Source organism: Pseudomonas sp. c313, assembly GCF_055407145.1.
In genome coordinates this window covers 117472-129503 of sequence record NZ_JBUZRD010000008.1, presented here as the reverse complement: position 1 = coordinate 129503, position 12032 = coordinate 117472, and the positions used below count along the sequence as shown (strand labels likewise).

The following is a 12032-nucleotide window of genomic DNA, read 5'->3' as shown; positions in this document are numbered from 1 at the left end:
TGGGGGCCTATTTTTCGACCGAACTGATAGGCCACCAATTAAGCCCCCATTTGTTTGGGCTTACAAGGGGCCGCTCGGGAATCATAGGCAACAAAAAACCCGCACTAGGCGGGTTGTCTGTGGGCTTTCAGGTGTTTTTGGTACCACCTGAAAACGAAAGGTGGTGCCCAGAGACGGAATCGAACCGCCGACACGGGGATTTTCAATCCCCTGCTCTACCGACTGAGCTATCTGGGCAACGGGGCGCATTAAACTGGTTTTTCAGGGGGTCGTCAAGCAAGTTTTCAAAAAATATTTAATTATTACCGTCGCTTACGGGCCAACCCCCCATTTTGATCACTTATTCAGCAGGTGGTACGTAGCCGTCGGCCTTGGCGTAATCCTCGCCGGAAAAGAACTTGTCCATCTCGCCCTGAAGGTATTTGCGGTCTTCGGCGTTCATCATGTTCAGGCGTTTTTCGTTGATCAGCAGGGTCTGGTGCTTTTGCCAGTCGGCCCAGGCTTTGGCGGAGACGTGATCGTAGATGTCCTGGCCCTTGGCGCCGGGGAACGGGGCGCGTTCCAGGGCGGGCAGTTCTTCGTGGTACTTGCGGCAGATGATGGTGCGGGTCATGACGAAACTCCTGCGTTCAATACTTCAGCCGCGCGCTTCAGCAGTTTTTTCACCGGGGCGGCAAGGCCCAGGCGCGGCGGGGTGGCGAGGTTATACCAGAGCCAGTCGGCCTCGGCCACGTGATGAGCGGATTCCTCGACCTGGACCAGCCAGGGTTCGATAGCCAGTTGGAAGTGGCTGAAGGTGTGGATCAAGCTCGGCAGCTCCTGGTGCCTGCCCAGTGCCAGCGAGTGCTGGTTGGCCAGGTGTTTCAGGTCGCTCAGGTCATCGAGCTCCGGCAAGCTCCAGAGGCCGCCCCACAAGCCCGTTGAAGGGCGGCGGTAAAGCAGGATCGCGCCTTCGCCGTTGGCCAGCAGCGGCATCAGTGTGCGCTTTTGTGGCACGGTCTTGCGCGGCTTGGGGATCGGGTAGCGTGTCTCCAGGCCCAGCATGTGGGCTTCGCAGCCTTTTTCCAGCGGGCACAGTAGGCAACTGGGTTTGCTGCGGGTGCAGAGGGTGGCACCCATGTCCATCATCGCCTGGGTGTAGGCGTTGACACGGTCGTGAGGGGTGAAGCGCTCGGCGGTGGCCCACAGCTGCTTGGCGACCTTGGGCTCGCCTGGGTAGCCCTCCTGGGCAGTAAAGCGCGCCAGCACCCGCTTGACGTTGCCATCCAGGATCGGTGCCCGCAGGCCCATGCTCAGGCTGGCAATGGCACCTGCGGTGGACAGGCCGATGCCTGGCAGCTCGGTGAGTTTCTCGACATTCTTGGGAAACTCGCCGCCGTATTCGGCAACCACGATTTTCGCGGTCTTTTGCAGGTTGCGGGCCCGGGTGTAGTAACCCAGCCCGGTCCACAGGTGCAGCACTTCGTCTTCCGGCGCGGCGGCGAGGGCTTCGACCGTTGGCAGCGATGCCATGAACCGGTCGAAGTAGTTCAGCACGGTGCTGACCTGGGTCTGCTGCAGCATGATTTCCGAGACCCACACCCGGTAAGGGGTGATGCCCTGTTGCCAGGGCAAGTCATGGCGACCGTGGCGGTCGTACCAATCCAGCACCGCAGTGGAAAATTGCTCGGTTCTCATCGATTGAACAGGCCTTTAAGCGCGTCTTTGAGCTTCGGGTTGACCTTGTCGAGCTTCTCTTCAAGCTTTTCGCTGAGCTTGTTGCCCGCCGCCTTGACGGCGACCTGGCCCAGGCCGTCCTTGTCCAGACGGCAGGCCTTGGCGCCCAGTTCCAGCGGGCCACGGCAGCGCAACGGAACTTCGATGCCCTGGAAGTTGGAACCCACCTGGCAGGCCGGGTCCGGCATGTCGCGCTTGTCGCCTTCGACGATGATGCCGACGCGGTAATCCATGCCCAGCACCCGCAGGTCGACGTCACCGTTGCCGTTGACGGTCATGCCGGGGATGCGCACTTTCAGGTCCGGGTTGCTGGCGACGCCGTTACGGAATGTCAGGTTGCCCTTGAGTTCCTGGAATGGCGTGTCCTTGCCCCGTGGCTCGCTGGTGAGGGTTTTGCGGTTGAGCAGGGCAATGCCGGTGCACAGCTGTTGCTCAAGGTTGGCGTTAAGCAGCACGCCATTGTTGATCACAAAGCTGGCGGTGCCGTTGAGGCTGTCGATCAGCGCTTTCTGGCTGTTGCCGCGACCGCTGAGATTGCTGTCGAGGGTGATCTGGCCCTTGATCGGCGGGTTCTGCCCCTGGCTTTGCAGGATGCGTTCAACCGGTACTTGCTTGATGTGGGTTTGCAGCGCCAGTACCGGTACATCCTCACGCACATCGAGGTTGCCGTTGGCCTGGAAGGTGCCGTTATAGAGGCCACCGCTCAAGGTATCAAGCTTGAGCTGGCCGCCTTGGCCGGAGGCCTTCAGGGCGGCGTTCTGGATCGGCAGTTTGCTCAGGGTCAGTTGGCCGAACGACAGGTCGGCATCCACGTCCAGGGTGCGCAGGCGGGTCAGCGGCAGCAGCTTGTCTGTGCTCCAGGCACCCTTGGTCGGAGCGTCCGGCAGTGGCGTGGTGCCGCCGGCGGCCATGGCGCCCGCTTCACTGCTTTGCACTTCAGCCTGGCGAGCGACCGCTGCGCTGTTGGCAGCCTCGGACTTGGCCGGCAGGTAGTTGTCGGCGTTGAAGGTGTCGGCCTTGAGTTGTACCCGCAGGGATTGCTTGGCGAAATCGTCCACGGCCACGCGACCGGTGAAGGTGCTGGCGTCGAGTTTCAGGCTCAGGTCTTCCAGGGCCATGCTGGTAGGCGTGCCCTTGAGGCGGCTGACCAGCTCGACCTTGCTCAGGCTGCCCTCGGCCATGGCTGGCAGGGGTTGGCCGACGCTGTCGAGGAACTTCGCCAGGTCAAACTGGGCAACCGACAGGGCGCCGCTGATCTGCGGGGTCTTGTCCAGGTCGTTGACCTTCAGTTCGCCAAGGGCGCGCAGTTGGTTAACCGAGAACTTGAGGTTGGTCCATTCGGCAATGTTGGCCGACATGTCCACCAGCAACTGGCCCTGGGTGGCGAAGGTTATGGTCTTGCCTTGCAGCGGCTCGCCGGTGGCTTCGCCTGCGACTTTCATGTCTTCGAACTGATAGCGCTTGAGGGCGCGATCAAAGCGCAGTTCGCCGCGGAGTTCGCTCTTGACCCGCATGACCGGCTGGTTGCTGCCGAAAAACGCGGTGAGCTTGACCGGGATGCTGGTGCCTTCATGCACGGCGCCGGTGCTCAGCTGGATACTTTCGGCGCTGTACTGCTTGCCGGTTTGTTCGTCGTTGTATTCGATGCGGGCGTTGTTGACCGTCAGGCTGTCGATGTCCAGGCGGATCGGTTGCGCCGGTTTTTCCGGGGTTGGCGCAGTGGCCGGCACCGCAGCAGTTGGCGCTTCGGCGCTGGCGGCAGGTGCGGCCTTGCCGATGTCTTCCCAGTTGCCGTGGCCCTGCTTGTCGCGGTTGAGGCGCAGGTTCAGGCCTTCGACACGCACATCGCTCATCTGCACTTCGCGGCGCAGCAGCGGCAGCACCCGCACCGACAGGCCGAGCATCTGCAGGTCGGCGAACGGTTGGGTCGGGTTGCTCAGGGTCGCAACGCTGGCTTCGTGCAATTCAAGGCCCAGCCAGGGGAACAGGCTCCAGCCGATATCGCCATTGAGCGTCAGCTCGATGTGGGCCTTGTCGCGGGCAATCTGGCGAATCTCGTCTTTGTAGTCGTTGGGATCGAAGAGATGGGTCAGGGCAAAGCCTAGAGCCACAATGATCAGCAACAGCCCGAGAAGTACCAGACCCAGGATTTTGCCGAACGCTTTCATGGGCGAGTCCTTGTATGTCGATTTCAAAATTTAGCCGCAGAGTATAACGCCCGCAGGCCCGCGACTGTGCACGGATCGTTACATTGTATCTAGAGGCCCCTGCTGATCCCCCGTAGGCGCGGCAAACGGAACCCTGGCGTCAGAAAAAACAGACAGACCAAAAAAGGTGATGTCAGTTTGGTTTTTCTGTCATCCGCAGATGCTAATCTGCGCACGTTCGTCCGCCTTCTGCGACTTAACGTCGCGCGTCAATGGAGCTTCACTCAACAAAACGGCCACGCTTTGCGTGCAAGGCCGAGGGAGAGAGCGCCTGACGGACACATACTAATAACTGGGGGAAACACCAATGAGCACTAGCACTGCGGCAGGTCATATTGCCGCACAGCCTGCTTTCCTGTCCAAGGAACGCATTATCGCCAAGCCGGGATTCAACCGCTGGCTGGTACCACCGGCCGCCCTGGCCATCCATTTGTGCATCGGTATGGCCTATGGCTTCTCGGTGTTTTGGTTGCCGCTGTCCAAAGCCCTGGGCGTCACCGCGCCGGTCGCTTGTACGCCGGACATGAGTTTTATCGCGCAAATTTTCTCTTCCCAGTGTGACTGGCCCATCTCCATGTTGGGCTGGATCTACACCCTGTTCTTCATCTTCCTGGGCTGCTCGGCAGCGATCTGGGGCGGCTGGCTGGAACATGCCGGGCCGCGCAAGGCTGGCGTCGTGTCGGCGCTGTGCTGGTGTGGCGGCCTGCTGATCTCAGCGTTGGGGATCTATACCCACCAGATATGGCTGATGTGGATCGGCTCTGGGGTCATTGGCGGTATCGGCCTGGGCCTGGGCTACATCTCGCCTGTTTCGACCCTGATCAAGTGGTTCCCGGACAAGCGCGGCATGGCCACCGGCATGGCGATCATGGGCTTCGGCGGCGGCGCGATGGTGGGTGCTCCGTTGGCGGCAGCCCTGATGGGCCACTTCGGCTCCCCGACCAGCGTTGGCGTTTGGCAGAGCTTCCTGGTGATGGCTGCGATCTATTTCGTGTTCATGATCGGTGGTGCCTTGTCCTACCGCGTTCCGCCCACCGGCTGGAAGCCTGAAGGCTGGACGGCACCTGCGAAAAAAGCCAGCAATGCGATGATCACCCACCGTCACGTACACGTGAACGTGGCCTGGAAAACTCCGCAATTTTGTCTGGTGTGGCTGGTGCTGTGCCTGAACGTGTCCGCTGGCATCGGCATCCTTGGCATGGCTTCGCCGCTGCTGCAGGAAGTGTTTGGTGGCAAGTTGCTGGGTAATGACCTGGCGTTCGGCCAACTGGATGCAGGGCAACTGGCTTCCATTGCTGCCATCGCTGCCGGTTTCACGGGTCTGCTGAGCCTGTTCAACATCGGTGGCCGGTTCTTCTGGGCGTCGTTCTCCGACTACCTGGGCCGTAAAAACACCTACTTTGTGTTCTTCGCCCTGGGCTTTGCCCTGTATGCATTGATCCCGAACCTGGGCCATTTGGGTAACGTGGCGCTGTTCGTCGCAGCGTTCTGCATCATCCTGTCGATGTACGGCGGCGGTTTCGCCACCGTCCCGGCCTACCTGGCGGACCTGTTCGGTACGCAAATGGTCGGTGCGATCCATGGCCGTCTGCTGACGGCGTGGGCGGCAGCGGGCGTGTTGGGTCCGGTGCTGGTCAACTACCTGCGTGAGTATCAGTTGAGCATCGGCGTGGAACGCGCCGCGGCCTATGACATCACCTTGTACATCCTCGCCGGCCTGCTGGTGTTGGGCTTTGTCTGCAACATGCTGGTACGTCCGGTGGCAGACAAGTACTTCATGACCGACGCTGAACTGGCCGCCGAACAGGCACTGGGCCATGACAAGGGCGCCGATTCCAGCACCGTGCTGGAATGGAAAGCCTCTTCCGGCAGCGTGCCGTTGGCTGTGGCTGCCTGGCTCGCGGTAGGTATTCCGTTGGCGTGGGGTGTTTGGGTGACCCTGCAGAAGACGGCGGTACTGTTCCACTAAGCTGATCGTCAAGCGGGCGCACCATCCTGGAGCGCCCGCTTGTACTGACATGTCTATCCCCGACACCCTTCGCTTCAACTCGTCAGTCTTATCCCCTCCGATGTTTCTGTTTAGCGCCCGCGCCCCTATACTGGCTGCCTTTTTCGCCCAATGATTTTGCGGAGCTGGTGATGGCCGAACGTAAGGCGTCAGTCGAGCGCGACACTCTGGAAACCCAGATCAAAGCCTCGATCAACCTGGATGGCACCGGAAAGGCCCGATTTGATATCGGTGTTCCTTTTCTTGAGCACATGCTGGACCAAATCGCCCGTCACGGGCTGATCGACCTGGATATCGTAAGCAAGGGCGACCTGCATATCGACGACCACCACACCGTGGAGGATGTCGGTATCACCCTGGGTCAGGCCTTCAGCAAAGCCATCGGCGACAAGAAAGGCATCCGTCGCTACGGTCACGCCTATGTGCCGCTGGATGAAGCGCTGTCGCGGGTGGTTATCGACTTCTCCGGCCGCCCAGGCCTGCAGATGCACGTGCCGTATACCCGCGCCACCGTCGGCGGTTTTGACGTTGACCTGTTCCAGGAATTTTTCCAGGGCTTCGTCAACCACGCCAACGTCAGCCTGCACATCGACAACCTGCGTGGCACCAACACCCACCACCAGATCGAGACCGTGTTCAAGGCCTTCGGTCGTGCCCTGCGCATGGCCGTGGAGCTGGATGAGCGCATGGCCGGGCAAATGCCGTCGACCAAGGGCGTCCTGTAATGCAGACGGTCGCGGTTATCGATTACGGCATGGGTAACCTGCACTCGGTGGCCAAGGCTCTTGAGCACGTAGGCGCTGGCAAGGTGTTGATCACCAGCGATGCCGAGGTGATTCGCGAAGCCGACCGGGTGGTGTTTCCCGGTGTCGGCGCGATTCGCGACTGCATGGCCGAGATTCGCCGCCTGGGCTTCGACGCTCTGGTGCGCGAAGTCAGCCAGGACCGTCCGTTTCTTGGTATCTGCGTGGGCATGCAAGCCTTGCTCGACAGCAGTGAAGAGAACAATGGCGTCGACTGCATCGGCCTGTTCCCTGGGCAGGTGAAGTTCTTCGGCAAAGACCTGCATGAAGACGGCGAACATCTGAAAGTCCCGCACATGGGCTGGAATGAGGTTCGCCAGACCGTGGATCACCCGCTGTGGCACAACGTCCCTGACCTTGCGCGCTTCTACTTCGTCCACAGCTACTACATCGCCGCCGGTAACCCGCGCCAGGTGGTAGGTGGCGGACACTACGGCGTCGACTTCGCCGCGGCCCTGGCCGATGGTTCGCGCTTTGCCGTGCAGTTCCACCCGGAGAAGAGCCATACCCATGGCCTGCAGTTGCTGCAGAACTTCGCTGCCTGGGACGGGCGCTGGTAATGGCCAAGAAGGCCAAGCCGCCGATCCTCAACCTCACTCCCCAGCAGGAGAGTGAGGCCACGGACAAGATCAAGCGTTTCATGGAGGAGCGCTTCGAGCTCAAGCTCGGCTCGTTCGAGGTGGCGGAAATCCTCGAGCTGTTCACCACTGAAATTGCTCCGCACTATTACAACAGGGCGATTTTCGATGTGCAGACGCACCTTAAAGAAAGGTTCGAAAGCATCGAAAGCGACTTGTGGGCGCTCGAAAAACCCTGATTTTCCGAGCAATGCTGAATATCGAATAAGGTTTGCCAGATGCTGATTATTCCCGCTATCGATCTCAAGGACGGTGCCTGCGTACGTCTGCGCCAGGGCCGCATGGAAGATTCCACGGTGTTCTCCGATGACCCGGTGAGCATGGCTGCCAAGTGGGTGGAAGGCGGTTGCCGCCGTCTGCACCTGGTGGACTTGAACGGCGCCTTCGAAGGCCGCCCGGTCAACGGCGAAGTGGTCACGGCCATCGCCAAGCGCTACCCGAACCTGCCGATCCAGATCGGTGGCGGTATCCGCTCCCTGGAAACCATCGAGCATTATGTGAAAGCGGGCGTCAGCTACGTGATCATCGGCACCAAGGCCGTGAAAGACCCTGCGTTTGTCGCTGAGGCTTGCCGCGCGTTCCCGGGCAAGATCATTGTCGGCCTGGACGCCAAGGACGGCTTTGTCGCCACCGACGGCTGGGCTGAAATCAGCACTGTGCAGGTCATTGACCTGGCCAAGCGCTTTGAAGCCGACGGCGTGTCTGCCATCGTTTATACCGACATCGCCAAAGACGGCATGATGCAGGGCTGCAACGTGCCGTTTACCGCCGCGTTGGCCGCAGCAACGAAGATCCCGGTGATCGCTTCCGGCGGTATCCACAACCTGGGCGATATCAAGTCGCTGCTGGACGCCAAGGCGCCAGGAATTATCGGCGCTATCACGGGCCGGGCGATTTATGAAGGTACTTTGGACGTCGCCGAAGCCCAGGCTTTCTGCGATTCCTACAAAGGCTGAGGACTGACCATGGCGCTGGCCAAACGCATCATCCCTTGCCTGGACGTCGACAACGGTCGGGTGGTCAAGGGCGTCAAGTTCGAGAACATCCGTGACGCCGGCGACCCGGTGGAAATCGCCCGTCGCTACGATGAACAGGGCGCCGACGAGATTACCTTTCTCGACATCACCGCCAGCGTCGATGGTCGCGACACTACGCTGCATACCGTCGAGCGCATGGCCAGCCAGGTGTTTATCCCGCTGACTGTCGGCGGCGGTGTGCGCACCGTGCAGGACATCCGCAACTTGCTCAACGCGGGTGCCGACAAGGTCTCGATCAACACTGCAGCGGTGTTCAATCCGGAGTTTGTCGGCGAAGCGGCGCAGCACTTTGGCTCGCAATGTATCGTCGTTGCCATCGACGCCAAAAAAGTCTCAGGCCCTGGCGAACCCCCGCGCTGGGAAATCTTCACACACGGCGGTCGCAAACCTACCGGGCTGGACGCGGTGGAGTGGGCGATGAAGATGGAAGCCCTGGGCGCCGGTGAAATCCTGCTGACCAGCATGGACCAGGACGGCATGAAAAACGGCTTCGACCTGGGCGTGACCCGCGCCATCAGTGATGCCCTGGGCATTCCGGTGATCGCGTCGGGCGGTGTCGGCAACCTGCAGCACCTGGCCGACGGCGTTATCGAAGGCCACGCCAGCGCGGTACTGGCGGCGAGTATTTTCCACTTTGGCGAATACACGGTGCCCGAGGCCAAGGCCTACATGGCCGCACGCGGCATCGTCGTTCGCTAAACGTCACTGGACACCATGGCAGGCTCGCGGCACTCTTGGGCTTGCCATGGATTTCGGTAACTCTTCATGTTCAAAGACCTTCTTCTTGCCCTTGCCAGCATCTCGATTTTGTTGGCAGGTTCGGCCCAAGCTGCAGAGCGGCCTGACGCCTCCCTGGTGCTGCTGACGGAAAATTTCCCGCCCTACAACATGGCGAAAAACGGCAAGAACTTCGCCAAGGACGAGAACATCGAAGGTATTGCCGTGGACATCGTCCGCGAGACCTTCAAGCGTGCCGGTATTCCCTACAACCTGACCCTGCGCTTCCCTTGGGAGCGAATCTACAAGCTCACCCTGGAAAAACCGGGTTACGGCGTGTTTGTGATGGCGCGCCTGCCGGATCGCGAGGCGCTATTCAAGTGGGTTGGCCCCATCGGCCCAGACGATTGGGTGCTGCTGGCCAAGGCCGACAGCAAGATTCAGCTGACTGACCTTGAGCAGGCCCGGGGCTACAGGATCGGCGCCTACAAGGGCGATGCCATTGCCGAGACCCTGGAAAAACAGGGGCTCAAACCGGTGATTGTGCTGCGTGACCAGGACAACGCGCAAAAACTGAACGATGGCCAGATCGACCTGTGGGCCACCGGCGATCCGGCCGGGCGTTACCTGGCTCGGCAGGTCGGGATTACCGGGCTCAAGACCGTGCTGCGCTTCAACAGTGCCGAGCTATTCCTGGCACTGAACAAGGACGTGTCTGATGAGGTGGTGGCCAAGTTGCAGGCAGCGCTTGATCAGCTACGCAAGGACGGCGTGGTGGATGAGATCATGGCGCGGTATCTCTAGCGGTAAGCCCCATCCTTCCCGTGCCCGGCCATGGCCTTATTGCTGCGCACACTGATCATCAATTTGATATCAATCCACTCGATGCCCTGGGCCTTGAGCTTGGGCAGTTCGCGCTCAAGCACCGCCAGGGTTTGCGGGTAGGGGTGGCCGATCATCACGGCAGATCCCTGTTTATGAGCCAGCTTGATGGCGGTCTGCAGTTGCGTGGTAATCGCCGCTTCGGTGCGCTCGTCATCAAGGAATACGTCCCGCGAAACGCTGGCCAGGCCGATCTTCTGCGCCTCGGCGGCTGCCACGGTCTTGGCACTGGTGCGGCTGTCGACGAAGAATTTGTGACGGCGCTGCAACTCACCCATCAGCCAGGCCATGGCTTCAGGTTGCGCGGTCATGCGGCTGCCCATGTGGTTGTTGATGCCGGCGGTGTAGGGCACGGCCTTGAAGGCAGCGTCCAGGCGCTTGCCCAGCTCTTCGATGGGCAACTCCGGATGCCAGGCGAAGGGACCGGTGGCGGGGTCCATGGGCATGTGCAGGATGACGATCTTGCCGGCGCGGTGGGCTTCGCGGGCGAATTCGGCGGCATGGGGTGTATCGGGCATGATCGCCGTGGTAACCGGGCCGGGCAGCGCCAGCACGCGCCGATCCCGCGGCAGGTTCTGGCCCAGGTCGTCGATGATCAAGGTCAGGTAGGCTTTGTGGGGGGAGGGTGTAACGGCAGGGTTGCCTTGGGCAACCCCCGCCACACAGCACAGCAGAGCGATGATCAGTCCACAGCGCATATCAACGGCTGCGGGTGATGCTCAAGCCCTTGAGCAGGCTCAAGGCCTGAGCCAACTGATAGTCATCGTCCTGAGGCATCGGTTTGGCTTTGGTGCCGCTGCCGGTTGGCTGGTCGGCACCGCCGTTGCCATTGCCCAGGTGGCCCTGCAAGTCGGCTTCCTTGAAGTACTCGCTGTCCTGCTCGTTGGTGATCTTGGCCCTGCGCACTTCGATGTCCGGCACGATGCCCTGGGCCTGGATCGAGCGCCCGTTCGGCGTGTAGTACAGCGCCGTGGTGATCTTCAGTGCACGCTCGTTGTTCAGCGGCAGCACGGTTTGTACCGAACCCTTGCCAAAGCTGGTGGTGCCCATCAGCACACCGCGTTTCTGGTCTTGCAGGGCACCGGCGACGATTTCCGAAGCCGAGGCGCTGCCACCGTTGATCAGCACCACCATCGGCACGCCTTCGCTCAGGTCGTTACCGGTGGCCGAGAAGCGCAGTTCGGAGTTGGCGATGCGGCCCTTGGTGTAGACGATCAGGCCCTTGGTGATGAAGTGGTCGACCACTTCCACTGCCGACTGCAGCACGCCTCCTGGGTTGTTGCGCAGGTCGAGGACGATGCCGCTGAGTTTCTTGCCGTTGTCCTTGCGCATCTTCGCCAGGGCCGTGGCCACTTCGTCGCCGGTCTTGACCTGGAACTGGGTGATGCGGATGTAACCGTAACCCGATTCCAGCAACTGGCTCTTCACGCTCTTGACCGTGATGGTCGCCCGCACTAGGGTCACGTCAAACGGGTTGCCGCCGTCGCGAACCAGGGTCAGGGTGATTTTCTGGCCGATCTTGCCGCGCATTTTGTCGACAGCTTCGGTCATGGTCTGGCCACGGGTCGGCTGGCCGTTGATTTTGACGATCAGGTCACCGGCCTGGATTCCGGCCTTGGAAGCGGGAGTATCGTCGATGGGCGAGACCACCTTGATGACGCCGTCCTCGGCGCCCACTTCAATCCCCAGGCCACCGAATTCGCCGCTGGTGCTTTCCTGCAGCTCGGCAAAGTCTTCCGGGCCCAGGTAGGCGGAGTGCGGGTCGAGGTTGCTGAGCATGCCCTTGATGGCATTTTCCAGCAGGGTCTTGTCGTCCACGGGTTCGACGTAGGCTGCCTTGATCCGGTCCATGACCTCGGCAAAGGTGCGCAATTCGTCCAGCGGCAACGGTGCCTTGGTGGTCGCGGCCGTGGCTGTCTGAGCGGTCTGGTCGGCGAATGCCAGAGGCGCGCCGATCACCAGAGCGATCGTCAGGGCCAGCGAAGTGAGGCGGGACAAATGCAGCATGTCGAACGAACTCCTAA

Annotated in this window: 12 protein-coding genes and 1 tRNA gene; 7 read left to right on the top strand and 6 right to left on the bottom strand. The window is 61.0% G+C overall.

Annotation, left to right across the window (positions count from 1 at the left end):
* Window positions 1-161: 161 nt before the first annotated feature.
* The 4 genes from ACZRKZ_RS20610 to ACZRKZ_RS20595 form a co-directional block, all read right to left on the bottom strand.
* A tRNA-Phe gene (locus tag ACZRKZ_RS20610) sits at window positions 162-237 on the bottom strand.
* A gap of 103 nt (window positions 238-340) precedes the next feature.
* On the bottom strand, window positions 341-613 hold the full coding sequence (locus ACZRKZ_RS20605) for an oxidative damage protection protein (protein WP_133101244.1): 273 nt from the start codon (window positions 611-613) through the stop codon (window positions 341-343).
* Entirely contained in the window at window positions 610-1677 is a 1068-nt protein-coding gene (gene mutY / locus ACZRKZ_RS20600) for an A/G-specific adenine glycosylase (RefSeq protein WP_463982572.1), read from the bottom strand. Before mutY ends, ACZRKZ_RS20605 begins: the two co-directional genes overlap by 4 nt.
* Window positions 1674-3884, bottom strand: a complete 2211-nt coding sequence (locus tag ACZRKZ_RS20595; RefSeq protein ID WP_463982571.1) for an AsmA family protein — start codon at window positions 3882-3884, stop codon at window positions 1674-1676. Before ACZRKZ_RS20595 ends, mutY begins: the two co-directional genes overlap by 4 nt.
* A 346-nt stretch (window positions 3885-4230) precedes the next feature.
* On the opposite strand from ACZRKZ_RS20595, the gene ACZRKZ_RS20590 reads away from it, so the two are divergent.
* The 7 genes from ACZRKZ_RS20590 to ACZRKZ_RS20560 all read left to right on the top strand — a co-directional run bounded on the left by ACZRKZ_RS20590 (window position 4231) and on the right by ACZRKZ_RS20560 (window position 9930).
* Window positions 4231-5892 carry an OFA family MFS transporter gene (locus ACZRKZ_RS20590; RefSeq protein WP_463982570.1) on the top strand — a complete coding sequence of 554 codons (1662 nt, stop codon included), beginning with the start codon at window positions 4231-4233 and terminating at the stop codon, window positions 5890-5892.
* A gap of 170 nt (window positions 5893-6062) precedes the next feature.
* Window positions 6063-6656, top strand: a complete 594-nt coding sequence (gene hisB / locus ACZRKZ_RS20585; protein WP_133101248.1) for an imidazoleglycerol-phosphate dehydratase HisB — start codon at window positions 6063-6065, stop codon at window positions 6654-6656.
* Window positions 6656-7294 (top strand): imidazole glycerol phosphate synthase subunit HisH, encoded by a 639-nt coding sequence (hisH, locus tag ACZRKZ_RS20580; RefSeq protein ID WP_133101249.1) that lies wholly within the window; start codon window positions 6656-6658, stop codon window positions 7292-7294. The genes hisB and hisH overlap by 1 nt, the downstream gene beginning before the upstream one ends.
* The gene (locus ACZRKZ_RS20575) at window positions 7294-7551 is read left to right on the top strand and encodes a DUF2164 domain-containing protein (protein WP_463968973.1); all 258 of its coding nucleotides are present in this window, start codon (window positions 7294-7296) and stop codon (window positions 7549-7551) included. The genes hisH and ACZRKZ_RS20575 overlap by 1 nt, the downstream gene beginning before the upstream one ends.
* 39 nt (window positions 7552-7590) lie before the next feature.
* Complete coding sequence (gene hisA / locus ACZRKZ_RS20570) at window positions 7591-8328, top strand: 1-(5-phosphoribosyl)-5-[(5-phosphoribosylamino)methylideneamino]imidazole-4-carboxamide isomerase (protein WP_463968974.1); 738 nt, start codon at window positions 7591-7593, stop codon at window positions 8326-8328.
* 9 nt (window positions 8329-8337) lie between these two features.
* Window positions 8338-9108: an imidazole glycerol phosphate synthase subunit HisF gene (gene hisF / locus ACZRKZ_RS20565; RefSeq protein WP_133101251.1), complete on the top strand. Its 771-nt coding sequence runs from the start codon at window positions 8338-8340 to the stop codon at window positions 9106-9108.
* 66 nt (window positions 9109-9174) lie between these two features.
* A complete protein-coding gene (locus ACZRKZ_RS20560) occupies window positions 9175-9930 on the top strand; it encodes a substrate-binding periplasmic protein (protein ID WP_463982569.1) in 756 nt (251 codons plus the stop codon).
* Here the strand turns inward: ACZRKZ_RS20560 and ACZRKZ_RS20555 are convergent.
* Both ACZRKZ_RS20555 and ACZRKZ_RS20550 read right to left on the bottom strand, forming a co-directional pair.
* Window positions 9927-10706: a divergent polysaccharide deacetylase family protein gene (locus tag ACZRKZ_RS20555; RefSeq protein WP_463968976.1), complete on the bottom strand. Its 780-nt coding sequence runs from the start codon at window positions 10704-10706 to the stop codon at window positions 9927-9929. The two genes, ACZRKZ_RS20560 and ACZRKZ_RS20555, sit on opposite strands and share 4 nt — an antisense overlap.
* A 1-nt stretch (window position 10707) precedes the next feature.
* The gene (locus ACZRKZ_RS20550) at window positions 10708-12015 is read right to left on the bottom strand and encodes a S41 family peptidase (RefSeq protein ID WP_463968977.1); all 1308 of its coding nucleotides are present in this window, start codon (window positions 12013-12015) and stop codon (window positions 10708-10710) included.
* Window positions 12016-12032 lie beyond the last annotated feature (17 nt).